The sequence below is a fragment of the Microbulbifer hydrolyticus genome (assembly GCF_009931115.1).
Lineage (GTDB): Bacteria > Pseudomonadota > Gammaproteobacteria > Pseudomonadales > Cellvibrionaceae > Microbulbifer > Microbulbifer hydrolyticus.
This window is the reverse complement of record NZ_CP047491.1, coordinates 560,122-577,077: the sequence shown is the minus strand read 5'-3', so window position 1 is coordinate 577,077 and position 16,956 is coordinate 560,122. Positions and strand designations below refer to the sequence as shown.

Below are 16,956 nucleotides of genomic sequence, written 5' to 3'. Positions count from 1 at the left end.
CAGGATTTCCTCATTTACCCACCGGGAGGCGGCAGCAGCCGGAGAGCAGATAACAATCAGGTAATCACTCGCGGCGAGGCGCGCCTGCAACTCAACGGTAAGGTCCGGTGCCAGAGAAAGATCGGTCCGATCCCGAAAGACTTTGCCGACCCTGGACGCAAGAACTCCCGCAGACGTTTCCCGCCCAACCAGGTGTTTGGGCAGGCGATAGGATTCAAGAGCGCGCTGCAGCCATTTGGCTGCCCGCTCATTGGCATGACTGTAACTAATGAAAGCCCGGTAACGCTGGGAGTTATTATTATCGCTCATGACAGAGCCTTTAACCCGGCGAATAGTAGGGGCCTGAGACTAGGTGAAAACTCTCACGGAAACCACACATTTGTACCAACACGTTGAATTCTGGCGGGAATCTAGCCTTAAATCCACGCTTTTGGCGCCTGTTTCATGTATTCCACTCGGAATAGTCGCTGTGTCGATACTCGCGAGGTGCATTCGAGCTTGCGGAGATGTATCAGGACCTGCGCCATCACCACACCAGACATGCTTCGATGCAGTGCCCGCGTGAAGACGCTTACATCTCACTGAGCGCGGGAATTGAACCCATCGAATGCTGTCTCAACTTCAGCAGCCAACGCCGCCTTCCCTTTCGCCTGCAGAATTTGGATTACGCATTCCGCAGTGCAAAGGCCATCACTTTTTTGATTCCGCCGCAGTCGATATCTGGACTCCTGCTCCGGCCGCAGATTTACGCGGGGGACGGTTTTCAAATAAGGACTGCGGTTGTATATTTTGCGCGCTTCCTGCCAGGTAGCATCCAGCAAAATAAAGTGTTCACACTCATCCACCCCGATTTCTGTGCCGTCCGCCTCCGACAACGGATACAGCAACCCCACCGCTCCCTGCGCCAATAGTTGCAGCAAGTTCTGATTCGGACTGGTGCGGCTCCAGACAATACGCTGTACCACACCCTCCGGGCCACTCGCAACCGACAAAGCGATGGCGCCTGTATTCGTGTTTCTGTCGAGCTCGCGCTCATGGGTAAGCAGGTAAATCCTCAAGTAATCAGACTCTCTTTTCCTTTGCTTTAAGGGTAACGTCTAGGACCGCCACGGCAAATTACACCACCTCCATAAATAAAAAAAGCCGGCTCTAATGAGCCGGCCAAAGGAAAGACGACAAGGAGAAAGAAATCAGAACTTGGCGGAGACACCCGCGAAAATTCTTCGCCCATACTGATGAACGTCACCGACAAAGCCCTGCTCTCCCCATTCGCTGGATTGCTCCGCATCGGTAAGGTTCAACAGGTTGACTACAAGATCAATGTTATCAGTAAGGCGATACGACACATTTGCATCCAGTTGCCCATAGCCTTGACGGTACAAATCCAGACCATTGCGGCTCGTCCCGGTGTAATACTTTGAACGGTAGTTGTATGCCAGACGTGCAGACAGTCCGTGGTCTTCATAATAGGCGGTAAGGTTGTAGGTATCGCGCGAGTTCGCCGGCAGCTGCTTCTCGATTCCCGCGGCGATATCCTCTTCACTCTCTTTCATGTCGGCATCGGAATAGGTGTAGTTCGCCAGTACCCCGAAGCCATTGTTAAAGTCATGCTGGAGATTGACTTCCAGCCCCTGGTTGACGCCACCGAGACCATTCACCGGAATAGTGATCCGGTAGTACCCGGGGCCGTCTTCGCCGATCAGGTCTTCACCCACATCCGCGGTCTCAATATATGTATCAATGTCTTTATAGAAGTAGGCGACAGAAAGGATGGACGAGTCGGTAAAGTAATACTCGGTCGCCAAATCATATTGCGTGGCACGATACGGTTTCAGGTTTGGGTTGCCGCCACTACCGAAACCGTCGTAACCGGGCACCCAGATACTGTTGGCAAAGCCACGGGTCATTTTGAGATTGTCGTAGTCGGGGCGCGACAACACCTTGGCCGCAGCAAATCGCAGCACGGTATCTTCCCGGAGGTCGTAGGCAAGGTTCAGGCTTGGCAGTACATTTTTGTAATCGTTGTCGATACTCGCCGGCGTCATGGTCCAGGTATCCGGATTCCAGGAGACCGGCTTGAACAGCTGGAATCCCTCGCTGGTACTATCGGTTTTTGCGTAGCGCAAACCGACATTGCCGTGCAGCCTGTCGTATTCGATATTGCCCTGTACATAGAAGCTGGCAATCTGCTCCTTTAACTCAAAGCTGTAGTCCGGCCGGTAGTTGGAGCGGTAAGTGGGCGTCGCATTGGTCCAGTCGACCCAGTTTGCATATTCGAATTCATACAGCCCCTGTTGCGAACTGCTGCCGCCCTTGAAGTCACCGGCAACCGAGCCATCTGCATAGTTGTCCAGGGTCGTAATATAGGGGTCGAGGAACACCACCCAGACATCTTTGTGCAGGTTGGAATCCTTCAGGTGGTCGCGATATTTGGCCCCGACATCCACCGAGCTGAAGAAGGTATTATTCAGCTCGATATTCAGGTCCAGCTGTACATAGTCTTCCTTCTCGGAGTTATCAAAGATATTCCGGTGGGTATACATGGTGGCATAGTCCGACGGCGACAGATTGCCCGCAAACGCGTAACTCGGCTCTCCGCGCACATCAAAACTGGCGTCGGTACTGGCCTCGAATTCAATCTGGTCATCCAGGATATCGCCCTTGGCCTGGGTAGTACCTAATTGCGCACTCAGGGTGTAACCGTCGCCAGCAAAGTTCAGCTCCAGGTTGTGGGCCCTGGTCTCGTAGCCACCGTCATTATTGTTGGTGCTGTACCAGCTTTCTTCCAGTTCGCGGCCGTTATTACCGTCTGCACTGAGGGAACCCGCAACCACCACGCCGTTTTCCATCACAGGGTTGATAATACCGGCTCCCGCCGCTGCGCCCAGGGTGCGAATACCGTTTGAGATGGACTGGTTTACGCGGTCAACCTTTGAAAAGAGGTTGGTGAGCTCGAGGTTCAGCTGATCAGAGGCTTGCCACTCAAAGTTTGCCGTCACGGTGGAGAGATCTTTCTCCGAGCGGAAGCGGGTGGCGCGCACATTATTGGGCAGGTAATAGTCCACGTTGCCGTCGGCATCATTCACCGGTTGATACCCCAGATAGCCCATGCCCTGAGTATCCCGCTGAATGCGATTGTCACGGCGTACGTAGCCCAGGTTGAAGCCGAGCGTATTTTCTGTATTTTTCCAGTTATAAAACCCGGAAATGGACGGGCTGTTCTCGCCGCTGGATTCCTGATAGATATTTTTCAACGAAAAGGCGACATGATTGGCTTCGGTCTGCAGCGGTGAGCGCGTTTTGATAATCACCGTACCACCGACGGATCCTTCCTCAATTTTTGCCTGGGCAGACTTGTGCACTTCCAGCGTGTCAATCAACTCGGAGGGCAGCAGTGAGTAGTTAAAACTACGGCTGGGAGGGTTGAGCACACTGGCAGAAGCCTCTGCGGTCGCTACATGCTGGCCGTTAAACAGGGTCAGGTTGAGATGCGGGGCAGTGCCTCGGATACTGACCCGGTCTGCCTCGCCCTCGGACTTCTCCACCGACACCCCGGCAACCCGCTGCAGTGCATCTGCCACGGTCTGATCCGGGAACTTGCCCACATCTTCTGCAGAAATCGCGTCGACCATCACATCGGCATTGCGCTTGATATTCAGGCTCTTTTTAACCGAACCCCGGTAACCGGTTACTTCCACCTCTTCCAGCTTTGCAGACTCTTCCCCCTTACTCTCCTGCGCCAGGGCCGGAACGGCAGCCAGGGCACCGAAGGTAAAGAGTGAAATATTGGCCAGTCGTATGGCCCGTTGCAGTTGGTTCATCAACCTCTCCTTATGCTTATTGTTTTGGCAGGCAGCGGGACTCAACCACCGGCAAAATAAAATATTCTATTTTTACCACAACGAAAGAATTATTCATTAGCGGATACATTTCAAGAATAATTTGGCAAAAAGGCAGCATTGAGGATGGTTTTTGCGCCAAAAGATCGGCGACTCGTGCGAATGTGGGAATGTGCGAAAAAGATGCGGCCGTAGCCGTTTATTGCGATTCTTATAGGTGCGGGCATGTAGGCCTCTGGCTTTGTCCACCGCCCTCGGCTTTGCTCTGACCCAGTGCGGTGGTGGCCCACTGCTGAGTGCGGATTCACCGGAGGTTTCCATACCGATGATGGCACCGTCAAAGCCGACGAACTTGTACCAGCAGTCCTTGTGCGCAGCTTCTACCGCCACGCGGCGCGCACGTCGGAAGGCACCGGTACTCAGCGCTCTGCGCCGAGAATGCTTCGGCACAGGGTATGGAGACCACACGCACCTTGCGGCCAGACAGGCGTTTGGCGGCGGTGGCGAGTTCCACTTCAGAGCCTGTGGTGATGATGATGGCTTCCGGGGGGGCGTCACAGGGGCGCCAGGTCTTTAGGTTCGGGGTGGAACGCAGCGCGGTCAGCTGCTCTACCGGCTGGTGCGCCGGGTCGTCTTCACCGAGGCCGATGTAGTCGTGGGTATCACGAGAAGTGCCTTGTCCGAGGCTGTACGACTCCAGACCACCCATTTGACACTGACCTCCTCACCAACGATCGCAGACAACACCAGATTAGCGATGTTGCTTGGACGCTCCAGTTCGCGTTCGTGGGTCAGGAGTACAATCTGCATTCTGGGGTTTTTAATCGATTTCCCAGTGTTTACCAAGGATTGAGTGTATAGCCCTGTTGCTGCAACAAGGCGTGGGCAGTCATTGCGGACAGCGCCATCTCTACACCGGGCAACAAGTCTTTGTTCCCGATCCCGTTATAAGCAGCAGATTGCCCGCAGAGAATGATGCGAACGCGGTTTTTCTGCAATGCCGCCAATAAATCAACGTTGGGGTTATCACGCTGGAATTTTTTTTGATACGCAGTATCGTTTAGTACATCAAAGCCCGCACCGCCGTGAACGACCAGCGCCAGCTCAATCTGCTCCGGCTTCACACCCGCACGGGCTTGCATATTAAGAAAGCGAGCAAGACTTTCAAATTTGCGGTTTCGCTTGTCGCCTTTACCCTGTTCGCTCGCGTCAAATACTATTTTGAAATGTTCCCGGCCCGTCAGTGGCACCGTTTGCTCGACATCGGCCACCGGGCCAAAGCTCTCCACAACAGGGCCGGTGGTAAATTCCGCAGAGACGAACGCCGGTTGCAGCAAGCATGCCAATAACACGCACTTGAGGTCGCGATACGATATTTTCCAGATTTCCATAATTGGTCTCGTATTTATTATTCAATGGCACGGTCTGGGCCGCGTCTTTTTTATTTCACCAGCGATCGGACGACGTCCAGCATACGGTTGGCGAAACCCCATTCATTGTCGAACCAGATCAGCACTTTTACCAATCGGCCACCAGCAACCCGTGTCTGGCTGGCGTCGACGATGCCGGAGCGCGGGTCGTGATTGTAGTCGCAGGAAGCCAGCGGCTCTTCGGTGTAGCCCAGCACGCCTTCGAAACGGGTCTCCGCCGCTCTTTTCAATACCGAGTTCACTTCCGCCTGGGTGACGCTTTTGTGCAGCTGTACCGAGAGATCGATGGCGGAGACGTTAACGGTGGGCACGCGCATGGCCTGGGCTTCGAATTTGCCGGCCATGTCGGGCAGGATGCGTTCGATACCGCGAGCGAGGCCGGTGTCCACGGGGATGATGGAGGAGATCGCCGAGCGGGTTTTGCGCAGGTCGGTGTGGTGGTAGGCATCGTTTACCGGCTGGTCGTTCATTGCCGAGTGGATGGTGGTGATGACGCCGGCATCAATGCCAAAGGCGTTTTCCAGGGCGGCGATGACAGGAATACTGCAGTTGGTGGTGCAGGAGGCGGCGGAGATAATGGTCTCGTTGCCAGTCAGTGCGGTGTCGTTGACGCCGTAGACGATGGTGGCATCGACATCACTCTGGGCCGGCTGGGAGAAGATGACTTTTTTCGCTCCGGCCTTGAGATGCAGTTCGGCACGCTGGCGCTCGGTGAAGCTGCCGGTGCATTCGAGCACGATATCGACCTGGGGATCGCGCCAGTCGAGCTGCTCGAGCTGTTCGTGATGGGTTACGGCGATTATGTCGTCGTTGATGTGCAGCATGTCGTCGTGCACGGCGACAGAGCCATGGAAGCGGCCGTGGACGGTGTCGTATTTGGTGAGGTGAGCGATGGTGGCGCAGTCGGCCAGCTCATTGATGGCGACGATCTGCAGCTGGTCGCGCAGGTTGGATTCGTACAGGGCGCGTAAAACGGAGCGTCCGATGCGGCCGTAGCCGTTTATTGCCAGTCTAATAGGTGTGGGCATGCATACCTCGGGCTAGATCCACCACCCTCGGGTTTGCTCTGTTCCAGTGTGGTGGCGGTCAGGCCCGCGGCAAGGGTTTTCGGAATCGCTGTGAACCCATCCCTGGGCGCAGCGTCGCAAACATCCTGTTTGCGACGTTTCCAAAAACCCTTGCCCCGTGCCTGACCTTCAATTCTGACCACTGCACTCCGTACGGGGTAGCAGTAGCCAGCACTTAGTTACTTCAGCAGTCCTTCAACCGCTTCCACAACCTTCTCGGCAGTGATGCCGAAGTGCTTCATCAGGTCGCCCGCCGGCGCGGATTCACCGAAGGTATCCATGCCGACAATGGCGCCGTCGAAGCCGACGAACTTGTACCAGTAGTCCTTGTGGCAAGCTTCTACGGCTACACGGGCACGCACACTGGAGGGCAGTACGGATTCGCGGTAATCGGCTCTCTGCGCCGAGAAGGCTTCGGCACAGGGCATGGAGACCACGCGCACCTTGCGGCCACTCAGCTGCTCGGCGGCGGCAACCGCCAGCTCCACTTCGGAGCCGGTGGCGATGATGATGGCTTCGGGCTCGCCGTCGCAATCGCGCAGGATGTAACCGCCCTTTTCGATTGCGGCCAGCTGCTCATCGGTACGCGCCTGCGGGGCGAGGCCCTGGCGGCTGAAGATGAGGGCGCTGGGGCCGTCGTTGCGGGATACGGCCATTTTCCAGCTCACTGCGGATTCGGTGGCGTCACAGGGGCGCCAGGTCTGCAGGTTCGGGGTGGAACGCAGGGCGGTGAGTTGCTCGACCGGCTGGTGGGTGGGGCCGTCTTCGCCCAGGCCAATGGAGTCGTGGGTGTAGACGAAGATGACCTTCTGCTTCATCAGCGCGGCCATGCGCACGGCGTTGCGGGCGTATTCCATAAACATCAGGAAGGTGGCGCCGTAGGGCACGAAGCCGCCGTGCAGGGCGATGCCGTTCATGATGGCGCTCATGCCGAATTCACGCACACCGTAGTAGACGTAGTTGCCGCTGGCGTCGTCGGCACTGATGCCCTTGGAGCCAGACCAGATGGTGAGGTTGGAGCCGGCCAGGTCGGCGGAGCCGCCGAGGAATTCCGGCAGCAGCGGGCCGTAGGCATTCAGGGTGTTCTGGCTGGCTTTACGGGAAGCGACTTTTTCGGCATCGGCCTGGCACTGCTTGATGTACTCATCGGCCTTGGCGAGGAAGTCAGCAGGCAGCTCACCCTTCATGCGGCGCACAAACTCGTCCGCGAGCTCTGGGAACGCTTCTTTGTAGTCTTCGAAGATGTCGTTCCACTCGTCTTCCTGCTCGCCACCTTTGGCGCGGCCATCCCAGGCGTGGTACAGCTCTTCGGGAATCACGAAGGGCTCGTACTTCCAGCCCAGGGTCTCGCGCACCAGCGCGATTTCTTCGTCACCCAGGGGGGCACCGTGGCACTCTTCGCGGCCCTGCTTGTTGGGGGAGCCGAAACCGATCACGGTCTTGCAGCAGATGATGGTGGGCTTGGAGGTTTCCGCGCGGGCTTCCTCGATGGCGGCCTTGATCGCAGCCGGGTCGTGACCGTCCACATTCGGAATCACGTGCCAGCCGTAAGACTCAAAGCGCTTGGGCGTGTCGTCGGTGAACCAGCCTTCCACTTCACCATCGATGGAGATGCCGTTGTCGTCGTAGAACGCAACCAGCTTGCCCAGGCCCAGGGTGCCGGCCAGGGAACAGGCCTCGTGGGAGATACCTTCCATCAGGCAGCCGTCGCCCAGGAAACAATAGGTGTGGTGGTCCACCAGCTCGTAGCCTTCGCGGTTGAACTGCGCGGCGAGCACTTTCTCGGCCAGTGCGAAGCCCACGGCATTGGTGATGCCCTGGCCCAACGGGCCAGTGGTAGTTTCAACGCCCGGGGCGTAACCGTACTCAGGGTGGCCGGGGGTCTTGGAGTGCAGCTGGCGGAAGTTCTGCAGCTCGTGGATGGACAGGTCATATCCTGTCAGGTGCAGCAGCGAATACAGCAGCATGGAACCGTGGCCATTGGACAGCACGAAGCGGTCGCGGTCCGCCCACTCGGGGTTGGCCGGATTGTGTTTCAGATAGTCGTTCCACAGCACTTCAGCGATATCAGCCATACCCATGGGCGCGCCCGGGTGGCCGCTTTTGGCTTTCTGGACCGCGTCCATGGCGAGGGCGCGGATGGCGTTGGCCTTTTCTGTGCGAGACGGAGTAGAAGACATAAGGAATTCTCGGTTTGGGATCTTCGGTTCATCAGATGCGCTGCGGGCCCGGCTCTGACGGCCAGTTTACCGCGAATCCACTTGTGCCCCGACAATCCGCCGGCGGCAAAATGGGGCAGTATTTTCCCGTAATCGTCCGCCTTGCGCAAAGGCTCCGGGCCCAAATCTTTCCTCTGGGGAGCAACATTTTCCTAACAAATCGCAATCTTGTCCCTCCTCAGGGATTTGGCCGCACCTGCATCAAAATAATTCGATGCAGCTAAATCAAAATATTTTGATATAGAGGCCAGGCACTGCTAGACTTCGCGCCATGCTTGACTCCAGTAATGCCCCTGAATCCCCTTCAGAGGGCGGCGAAATCTACGCCAGCGACCAGATCCCAAAACTGGCAGCGACCTTAAAGGCCGCTGGCGATCCGCTGCGCCTGGAGATCCTGCGCCTGCTGGCCCAGGACTCCTACAGTGTGCTGGAGCTCTGTCGCATCTTCGATCTGCGCCAACCGGCACTTTCACACCATCTGAAAGTGCTCGCCCAGGCGGGACTGGTGAGCAAGCGGCGCGAGGGCAATAACCTGTTCTACCGCCGCTCCGCTGGCAGCGAGCTACTACAACAGCTGTTCAGCGGCCTGGACCGCCTGCCCCTCACCCACGCCCGCGCACAAACCGTGGCCGGTATCGCCGCGGAACGTGCAGAGGCTTCGCGCCGTTTTTTTGCCGACTACGGCAACCGCTTCCGCGAACAGCAGGAGTTGATCGCCAGTTATAGCGTGTATGGACCACAGGTAGCACAGCTGCTGAAACCGGGGCGCCACGCTCTGGAGGTCGGCCCCGGCGAGGGTGAGTTCCTCGAAGAACTGGCGAACCGCTTTGGCACGGTGACGGCTCTGGACCTTTCAGAAGCCATGCTGGAGCGGGCACAGGCATTTGCGGACGAGAAGGGGCTGCAGAACATTGAATTTGTATGCGACGACACCCGCGCGGCGGCCGCGCGCCCGGAAAGCGCAGACTGCATTGTGGTGAACATGGTTTTGCACCACACGCCGGAACCGGCGCAGATTTTTCACGACCTGCAGAAATCGCTGAAGCCTGGTGGCCAGCTGCTGATAACGGAACTGCACGATCACGGGCAGGACTGGGCCAGGGATGCCTGCGGTGATTTGTGGCTCGGTTTTGCCCCGCAACAGTTGGTCACATGGGCATCGGAGGCAGGATTGAATAAAGGACGCAGCGTGCACAGCGCTTTACGCAATGGGTTCCAGATTCAGATACAGGAATTTGTTAAACCCTGAGTTTCGCGGGTTTAACACTTTGTAAGTTTTGTATTCCGTCAATAGCGGAAAAGGACGCGCCGGTGGCGCAAATGGAGAAATCACATGAGTGAATACAGCATCTTTACCTCGGAGTCCGTTTCCGAAGGCCATCCGGATAAAATCGCCGACCAGATTTCCGATGCGGTTCTGGACGCCCTGCTGGCGCGCGACAAAAATGCCCGTGTTGCCTGTGAGACGCTGGTGAAAACCGGGATCGCCGTTATCGCCGGTGAAATCAGCACCTCCGCATGGGTCGACCTCGAAGACCTGGTGCGCAAGGTGATTACCGATATCGGCTACACCTCCTCCGACGTCGGCTATGACGGCGAAACCTGTGGTGTGATCAACGTCATCGGCAAACAGTCGGTGGATATCGCCCAGGGTGTCGACCGGGTAAAACCCGAAGACCAGGGCGCTGGTGACCAGGGCCTGATGTTTGGCTACGCTACCGACGAAACCCCCACCTTTATGCCGTCCCCGGTGTACTACGCACACCGTCTGGTGGAGCGCCAGGCCGAAGCGCGCAAGTCCGGACTGCTGCCGTGGCTGCGCCCGGATGCGAAAAGCCAGGTGACCTTCCGCTACGACGAAAACGGCAAGCCCTGCGCGATTGATGCCGTGGTTCTCTCCACCCAGCACAACGAAGACGTCACCCAGGAAGACCTGCGTGAAGCGGTACTTGAGCTGATCGTGCATCACGTACTGCCCGCGGACCTGCTACACGAAGGCACCAAATACCATATCAACCCCACCGGCAAATTTGTCATTGGTGGCCCGGTTGGTGATTGCGGCCTCACCGGACGAAAAATTATTGTCGACACCTACGGTGGCTCCGCCCGTCACGGCGGCGGCGCCTTCTCCGGCAAGGACCCGTCCAAAGTGGACCGCTCCGCGGCTTATGCTGGTCGTTACGTGGCGAAGAATATCGTCGCCGCCGGCCTCGCCAATCGCTGTGAGATCCAGGTGTCCTATGCCATCGGTGTAGCGGAGCCCACCTCCGTATCCATCAACACCTTCGGTACCGGCAAGGTCAGTGACGACAAACTGATCGAACTGGTACGCGAAAACTTCGATCTGCGCCCCTACGCCATTTCCAAGGCGCTGGACCTGCTGCACCCCATGTACGAGCTCACCGCGGCCTATGGCCACTTTGGCCGCGAGCCGTTCGAGCACACGTACAAGTGGGTCGACAGCAACGGGAAAGAACAGACGGAAACCTTTACCGCCTTCCCGTGGGAAAAAACCGACAAAGCGGAAACCCTGCGCGCACAGGCAGGAATTTGAATTGAACAGGCGGGCCACAAGCCCGCCCAAAGCGCTTGGCAAAACCAAAGCGATTACTCAGAGATTTAGGTAATGAACCAGATGAGCACCGAATTTAAAGACTTCAAAGTAGCCGACATCAACCTCGCCGACTGGGGTCGCAAGGAAATTGAAATCGCCGAAGGCGAAATGCCGGCACTGATTACCCTGCGCGAAAAATACCGCGCGGAACAACCGCTGGCCGGCGCCCGCATCATGGGCTGTATCCACATGACCATCCAGACTGCGGTTCTGATCGAGACCCTGGTGGCACTGGGCGCGGAAGTGCGCTGGTCTTCCTGCAACATTTTCTCCACCCAGGACCACGCCGCCGCAGCGATCGCTGCCAGCGGTATTCCGGTATTTGCCTGGAAGGGTGAAACTGAGGAAGAGTACGAGTGGTGCCTGGAGCGCACCATCGGTGCCGATGTGGCCGGCTGGCAGCCGAACATGATTCTGGACGATGGCGGCGACCTCACGGAGCTGCTGCACCGAAAATACCCGGACCTGCTGGACAACTGCCACGGTATCAGTGAAGAGACCACCACTGGCGTTCACCGCCTGCAGGACATGCTGAAAGCCGGCACGCTGAAAGTGCCCGCGATCAACGTGAACGACGCCGTGACCAAGAGCAAGAACGACAACAAGTACGGCTGTCGCCACAGCCTGAACGATGCCATCAAGCGCGGCACCGACCACCTGTTGTCCGGCAAGAAAGCGCTGGTTATCGGCTACGGCGATGTGGGTAAAGGCTCTGCCGCCTCCCTGCGCCAGGAAGGCATGATCGTAAAGGTGACCGAGGTTGACCCCATCTGTGCCATGCAGGCGTGTATGGACGGTTTTGAACTGGTGTCCCCCTACATCAATGGCGTCAACGACGGTACTTCCGACTGTATCGACCACGCCCTGCTGGCCAAAACCGACCTGATCGTTACCACCACCGGCAACGTCAATGTGTGCGACGCGCATATGCTGGCGGCGCTGAAGTCCGGCGCCGTGGTGTGCAATATCGGCCACTTCGACAATGAAATCGACACCGCCTTCATGCGCAAGAACTGGGAGTGGCAGGAAGTGAAACCGCAGGTGCACAAGATCGTGCGCAATGCGGAAACCAATGACCACCTGCTGCTGTTGTCTGAAGGCCGCCTGGTCAACCTGGGCAACGCTACCGGCCACCCGAGCCGCATCATGGACGGCTCCTTCGCCAACCAGGTGCTTGCGCAGATCCACCTGTTCAACGAGAAATTTGCCGACCTGCCGGCGGACCAGAAAGTTTCCGCGCTTTACGTAAAAGTACTGCCAAAACACCTGGACGAGGAAGTGGCCAAGTACATGGTGGAAGGGTTTGGTGGCGTGATCACCCGCATGACCGAAGACCAGGCCAAATACATCGGCGTATCCGTAGATGGCCCCTACAAGCCGGAAAGTTACAAGTATTAATGACCTCCGCGCTGGGTCCCGGGGAAAACCCGGGACGACGGTACACGTCGATCCGGCCAGGCCGGATCCCAGCCCCGAGGGAATGGAACAGAACTATGAGTGATTTACGTATCAGCTTTGAGTTTTTCCCGCCCAAAACCGAACAGGGCCGGGAAAAACTGTACGACACGCGGGAACAACTCCAGGCGTTCAATCCCGAGTTTTTCTCGCTGACGTATGGCGCCGGCGGCACCACCCGCGACACCACGGCCAATATCGTTACCGGCCTGCGCAGGGATGGCATCTCCATTGCGCCGCACCTCTCGTTTGGCGGTGACAACGAAGAGACCGTTCTCGGACTGCTGGAGCGCTATAAAGAGGCGGGCGTGGACCGCATCGTTGCACTGCGTGGTGATATCCCTTCCGGTATGGGCTCCGTGGCGCAGCTGGTGTACGCGAATGAACTGGTTGCATTCATTCGTCGTCACACTGGTGACCACTTCCACCTGGAAGTAGCCGCATACCCGGAGATCCACCCGGAAGCCGAGAGCTACGACGACGACATCCGCTTCCTCAAAGGCAAGTTCGAGGCCGGCGCAAGCAGTGCCCTGACCCAGTACTTTTATAATCCGGATGCCTACTTTTACTTCCTCGACCAGTGCGAGAAAGCCGGCATCGACGCGCCCATTTACCCCGGCATCATGCCCATTACCAACTTTGCCAACCTCGCGCGCTTCTCCCGCAACTGCGGTGCCGAAATCCCGCGCTGGCTGAAGTACCGCATGGAAAGCTTCCGCGACCCGGAAGATGTGAAGAAATTAGGGCTGGAAATCGTTACCGACCTGTGTGAAACACTGCTGGATGGCGGAGCACCGGGCCTGCACTTCTATACCATGAATTCGGTGGATCCCACCGCGAGCATCCTTAAAGCGCTGGACCTGAAGCAGGAAGCGTGACCCTCTCCCGGTGGCGTCATTGCCACCGGGATTATTTATACCGGGCAGTCCTGAGTCAGCTTCCCGGTTTTCCCATCTCTACCCGGATAGGCTTGCCATCAAAATCGATGACGCGCACTACCAGCCTGCGATTTTTCTCTCGCCCGCGCTGGGTATCATTGTCAGCGATCGGATCCGAGTCCCCCAATCCGGCAGCCTCGACTCTCTTTTCGTCGACACCCCGTTCCAACAAAAACTGTCTTACCCAGTCGGCCCGCCACTGCGAGAGCTTGCGGTTCTTCTTCGGGTCACCGGCGTTATCCGTGTGCCCCTCCACCACGATTTTCAGGTTGGGGAAATCCCGCATGATGACCAGAAGGGCTTCTACATCTCCCAGGGTATCCATTTTCGGCGCAAACCCGCCGGGTTCGAAATCGACGCCGAGTACAAATGTATCGCCTTCATCCCGGGCCTGCCCCATCAGGTAGCGCACCATGTCGTCGCCGAAGGGCGCAGCAGTGCGTGCGGATTGTTCACCCAATCCGTTGCTGACCAGGTCGCGCGGGTCGAGCGTGTACTTTTTGGTGGGATCCGGACACCCGCTGAGAAGAAACGCCGGTATCAGGAAGTAAAGTGGCATCAGCCGGAGTCGCTGTCCGCTGTCGGGCTTAAGGGGTGCAGGCATAGGGCCGGCTCCTCTTGGTTGCAGGGTCCGCCGCATTGTAGGATCGTGCCACCCGGTTCCGTAGCCTGCAGGCACTCGCAGACGCAGCCGAAAAATTAGAAAAATAGGCGCGACGGGTAATTTCTGAGATGATCAAGCCCACCTTACCCTGTAAAAATGCCCTAACTCCCAGGGAGACTGCGATGAACAAACAATTAATTCTGACGCTACTCGGTGCAGCCGCGATCGTGATTGCCGGGATTTTCGGCTCCTCGGTAAATGCCCAGCAGATCGTTACTGTCGACCCTGGCGATGGCTGGCTGAATGCCAGCGAGGGCTATCAGGAAAAGGTCACCTGGCGAGTGGCCAGCAAAGGAGGTGCGGCGTCACCCCGCGGTGTTTTTGTCAATCTGGACAACAATAAAGAACTGGCAGTCGTAGACCGGATTCTGGAGTTCAGTGGCGACCGTGGTGAAGTAACAGAGGTGGTGCAGATATCCCCGGAGCAGGCCCGCAGCTGGCACGCCAAGGGCGTTCGCCGCGTGGGTTACCGCCGGGTATTTGCCGGAGCCGCGGGCAGCCTCTCCAACCATATCCTGTTCGACCTTGATGCCAGCGGACGGCTGGCTCAAGTGGAAGCTTCCCCCCCCACCCAGACGGTGAGCGGAAAGTCCCGGCAGATGATGCTGGCATGGAATCTCAATGGCGATATTGGCAGTATCAATGCCGTGTCCGAGAGCGGTCAGTTTCTGGTGGGAGACCGTGTGGTATACGAGGTGGCACAGCCACTGGTGGCGGATGGGGAAAGCACTTTGAAAGAAACCGTGATGCTTCCGCCCGGCCTGGTGAATGAGCTGGTCGCCAGTGGCATATACCAGCTGCGCTACACTCGCACCTTCGTGGACGACAAGGATACCCGGCGCAGCGCCTCGGTGGATATTCGTCTGACGCAGTAACCGCAGTAACCATCCGGGCAATAACGGTTATAGACGGTTATAAATAGTCCAGTAACAACTGCATGTCGTTGATCACGCGCGCGCCCTCGGCTTCCAGCTGACGGCCGCGCTCCAAGTTATGGCTGTAGCCGATCACCGGCATGCCAGCCGCGACCGCGGCTTTGACCCCGGCAATAGAATCCTCCACCACCAGACAGCGTTGCGGAGCGATATCAAACTGACGAGCGCTGTGCAGGAAGAGATCCGGCCAGGGCTTGCCGCGCCCCACATCGTCCGCACTGAAAATACGCCCCTCGAAAAAATCCCACAAACCGGTCTTGTTCAGTGTGATCTGCATCTTGGCATGCGGGCCGGAGGATGCGACGCAGGACTGCAGATCCGTTGTTTGCAATTTTTCCAACACCTCATAAATACCGGTTACCGGTTCCAGCTCCTCGTGAAACGCGCGGCGAATACGGCTCTCGGTATTGTGAAAATAGGCTTCCGGCAGCGGGCCGCCGTAACGGGCTTCAATGTCGAGAATACAGTCTTTTGACGGGCGGCCGCTGAACTGTTCATCCAGCTCTTCCGCCGTTGCCGGCATGCCCAGCCTGGTCATCTCCTCGGCCAGAACACGACAGACTATGGTCTCGCTATCCACCAGCACACCATCGCAGTCAAAAATTACCAGGCGCGCTTGTGAGAATGGGTTTTCCATCAGACTTCCTCAAACAGCTCAGGTCGCGGAAATAAGCAGTATCCCGATCAGCACCCCCACTGCACCGGCTACCCGCACCAGGTTTTCATTGCCGTGGACGATACCGAGCACGAACGCGCGCGTGCGCTCGTAGCCCGCCTGCAGCGCATAGGCTCCGACCACGATCAGCAGAATCCCCAGCACATTGAACAGGGTGCCCCAACTGCGGGTATCGGAAATCGCCAGGAATATCATGCCGATAATGATTCGTGCCCAGGCACCAAAATAAAACATCTGCGGGTTCATCCGCTCACCGATATCGCGGGCGATCTGCGGCTTGAGAATGACCAGAATCGACATGGCGGTAATTGCTACACCGATCAACCAGACTAATGCTTTCATTTTTTGCTCCTTGCAAAAAAGCTCTAAAAATCACCCCATTGAAATTGCAGCACAGAAAGCGCCGCTACTGGCGCGGTTTCGGTCCGCAGTACGCGCGGGCCCAGTCTCAACGCATGAAATCCACGCGCCAGGGCCAACTCGATTTCTGCCGCCGAAAGCCCCCCTTCCGGCCCCACCAGCAACAGTGCCGACTGCGGGCGGCCCAGTTGTTGCTCCAACTGTGCCAGCGTTTCCTCGGTGCGGTGGTGCAGCACCAGATTCAGAGAATTATGGTCATCTGTACTGGCGAGGCTCTCATCAAGAAATTGCGGCAACTTCTTCGGTGGCAGAATCTGCGGCACACGGTTGCGGGCGCTCTGCTCACAGGCACTGATGGCGATCTGCTGCCACTGGCCGAGTTTTTTCTGCAGGCGTTCGCCGGAGAGCCTGACCTCGCAGCGCTCGGTAAACAGGGGCTGGATGTCTGCCACGCCCAGCTCGGTGGCCTTCTGGATCACCCAGTCAAAGCGGTCACCGCGGGAGATACCGATGGCCAGGGTAATGGCCAACGGTGACTGACGGTCATCTTCTGCAAAACTGCCGATACGCACCCGCGCTTTTTTACCCGCCTCCAGTAACTCGGCTTCGTACTCACCTCCCTCACCGTCAAACAGGATCAGCGGGCGGCCGGGGCCCAGGCGCAACACCTTGACCAGATGGCGGGACGCGGCTTCGTCCAGCTGGACTTCAGATTTACCCGCCAGCGGCTCGGCGGAAAAAATACGGGGAATACGCAAC

14 protein-coding genes and 2 pseudogenes are annotated in these 16,956 nt (G+C 57.6%); 5 read left to right on the top strand and 11 right to left on the bottom strand.

Going from position 1 to position 16,956, the window contains the following annotated elements; all coding sequences use genetic code 11:
- Positions 1 to 9: 9 nt before the first annotated feature.
- From GTQ55_RS18095 to tkt, 7 genes and pseudogenes are all read right to left on the bottom strand, one after another.
- Positions 10 to 309 (bottom strand): annotated as a pseudogene (locus tag GTQ55_RS18095) (toll/interleukin-1 receptor domain-containing protein); the annotation flags it as partial.
- Positions 310 to 578: 269 nt separating this feature from the next.
- Positions 579 to 1,058, bottom strand: coding sequence for a DTW domain-containing protein (locus tag GTQ55_RS02425; protein WP_161857300.1), 480 nt, complete (start codon positions 1,056 to 1,058; stop codon positions 579 to 581).
- A 132-nt stretch (positions 1,059 to 1,190) separates the two neighbouring features.
- Complete coding sequence (locus GTQ55_RS02420; protein WP_161857299.1) at positions 1,191 to 3,821, bottom strand: TonB-dependent receptor; 2,631 nt, start codon at positions 3,819 to 3,821, stop codon at positions 1,191 to 1,193.
- Between the two features lie 96 nt (positions 3,822 to 3,917).
- Positions 3,918 to 4,500 (bottom strand): annotated as a pseudogene (locus GTQ55_RS18090) (transketolase-like TK C-terminal-containing protein); the annotation flags it as partial.
- A gap of 178 nt (positions 4,501 to 4,678) precedes the next feature.
- Positions 4,679 to 5,230, bottom strand: a complete 552-nt coding sequence (locus GTQ55_RS02410; protein WP_161857298.1) for a DsrE family protein — start codon at positions 5,228 to 5,230, stop codon at positions 4,679 to 4,681.
- Positions 5,231 to 5,280: 50 nt separating this feature from the next.
- Positions 5,281 to 6,297 (bottom strand): type I glyceraldehyde-3-phosphate dehydrogenase, encoded by a 1,017-nt coding sequence (gap, locus tag GTQ55_RS02405; protein ID WP_161857297.1) that lies wholly within the window; start codon positions 6,295 to 6,297, stop codon positions 5,281 to 5,283.
- Positions 6,298 to 6,515: 218 nt separating this feature from the next.
- Positions 6,516 to 8,516 carry a transketolase gene (gene tkt / locus GTQ55_RS02400; protein WP_161857296.1) on the bottom strand — a complete coding sequence of 667 codons (2,001 nt, stop codon included), beginning with the start codon at positions 8,514 to 8,516 and terminating at the stop codon, positions 6,516 to 6,518.
- A gap of 310 nt (positions 8,517 to 8,826) precedes the next feature.
- Here tkt and GTQ55_RS02395 point away from each other — a divergent pair, with 310 nt between their 5' ends.
- From GTQ55_RS02395 to metF, 4 genes are all read left to right on the top strand, one after another.
- On the top strand, positions 8,827 to 9,804 hold the full coding sequence (locus tag GTQ55_RS02395; protein WP_237567783.1) for a metalloregulator ArsR/SmtB family transcription factor: 978 nt from the start codon (positions 8,827 to 8,829) through the stop codon (positions 9,802 to 9,804).
- Positions 9,805 to 9,888: 84 nt separating this feature from the next.
- Entirely contained in the window at positions 9,889 to 11,109 is a 1,221-nt protein-coding gene (gene metK / locus GTQ55_RS02390; RefSeq protein WP_161857295.1) for a methionine adenosyltransferase, read from the top strand.
- An 81-nt stretch (positions 11,110 to 11,190) separates the two neighbouring features.
- A complete protein-coding gene (ahcY, locus tag GTQ55_RS02385; protein ID WP_446425741.1) occupies positions 11,191 to 12,567 on the top strand; it encodes an adenosylhomocysteinase in 1,377 nt (458 codons plus the stop codon).
- Between the two features lie 95 nt (positions 12,568 to 12,662).
- Entirely contained in the window at positions 12,663 to 13,502 is an 840-nt protein-coding gene (gene metF, locus GTQ55_RS02380; RefSeq protein WP_161857293.1) for a methylenetetrahydrofolate reductase [NAD(P)H], read from the top strand.
- Positions 13,503 to 13,557: 55 nt separating this feature from the next.
- Here metF and GTQ55_RS02375 read toward each other — a convergent pair whose 3' ends face one another.
- A complete protein-coding gene (locus GTQ55_RS02375; protein ID WP_237567782.1) occupies positions 13,558 to 14,166 on the bottom strand; it encodes an OmpA family protein in 609 nt (202 codons plus the stop codon).
- Between the two features lie 182 nt (positions 14,167 to 14,348).
- Between GTQ55_RS02375 and GTQ55_RS02370 the strand changes: the two genes are divergently transcribed.
- Positions 14,349 to 15,101, top strand: a complete 753-nt coding sequence (locus GTQ55_RS02370) for a hypothetical protein (protein WP_161857292.1) — start codon at positions 14,349 to 14,351, stop codon at positions 15,099 to 15,101.
- Positions 15,102 to 15,138: 37 nt separating this feature from the next.
- On the opposite strand, the gene GTQ55_RS02365 is transcribed toward GTQ55_RS02370, so the two are convergent.
- Genes GTQ55_RS02365 through GTQ55_RS02355 form a run of 3 tightly spaced genes read right to left on the bottom strand, consistent with a single transcriptional unit; the run spans position 15,139 to position 16,955 of the window.
- Positions 15,139 to 15,798: an HAD family hydrolase gene (locus GTQ55_RS02365; protein WP_161857291.1), complete on the bottom strand. Its 660-nt coding sequence runs from the start codon at positions 15,796 to 15,798 to the stop codon at positions 15,139 to 15,141.
- Between the two features lie 18 nt (positions 15,799 to 15,816).
- On the bottom strand, positions 15,817 to 16,179 hold the full coding sequence (locus GTQ55_RS02360; protein ID WP_161857290.1) for a hypothetical protein: 363 nt from the start codon (positions 16,177 to 16,179) through the stop codon (positions 15,817 to 15,819).
- Between the two features lie 23 nt (positions 16,180 to 16,202).
- On the bottom strand, positions 16,203 to 16,955 hold the full coding sequence (locus tag GTQ55_RS02355) for a 16S rRNA (uracil(1498)-N(3))-methyltransferase (protein WP_161857289.1): 753 nt from the start codon (positions 16,953 to 16,955) through the stop codon (positions 16,203 to 16,205).
- Between the last annotated feature and the right edge of the window lies 1 nt (position 16,956).

Bases quoted from the DNA above. Each gene is read 5' to 3' on its own strand.
- GTQ55_RS02420 (WP_161857299.1), bottom strand. From the start codon at position 3,821: ATGAACCAACTGCAACGGGCCATACGACTGGCCAATATTTCACTCTTT.
- GTQ55_RS02410 (WP_161857298.1), bottom strand. From the start codon at position 5,230: ATGGAAATCTGGAAAATATCGTATCGCGACCTCAAGTGCGTGTTATTG.
- gap (WP_161857297.1), bottom strand. From the start codon at position 6,297: ATGCCCACACCTATTAGACTGGCAATAAACGGCTACGGCCGCATCGGA.
- tkt (WP_161857296.1), bottom strand. From the start codon at position 8,516: ATGTCTTCTACTCCGTCTCGCACAGAAAAGGCCAACGCCATCCGCGCC.
- GTQ55_RS02395 (WP_237567783.1), top strand. From the start codon at position 8,827: ATGCTTGACTCCAGTAATGCCCCTGAATCCCCTTCAGAGGGCGGCGAA.
- metK (WP_161857295.1), top strand. From the start codon at position 9,889: ATGAGTGAATACAGCATCTTTACCTCGGAGTCCGTTTCCGAAGGCCAT.
- ahcY (WP_446425741.1), top strand. From the start codon at position 11,191: ATGAGCACCGAATTTAAAGACTTCAAAGTAGCCGACATCAACCTCGCC.
- metF (WP_161857293.1), top strand. From the start codon at position 12,663: ATGAGTGATTTACGTATCAGCTTTGAGTTTTTCCCGCCCAAAACCGAA.
- GTQ55_RS02375 (WP_237567782.1), bottom strand. From the start codon at position 14,166: ATGCCTGCACCCCTTAAGCCCGACAGCGGACAGCGACTCCGGCTGATG.
- GTQ55_RS02370 (WP_161857292.1), top strand. From the start codon at position 14,349: ATGAACAAACAATTAATTCTGACGCTACTCGGTGCAGCCGCGATCGTG.
- GTQ55_RS02365 (WP_161857291.1), bottom strand. From the start codon at position 15,798: ATGGAAAACCCATTCTCACAAGCGCGCCTGGTAATTTTTGACTGCGAT.
- GTQ55_RS02360 (WP_161857290.1), bottom strand. From the start codon at position 16,179: ATGAAAGCATTAGTCTGGTTGATCGGTGTAGCAATTACCGCCATGTCG.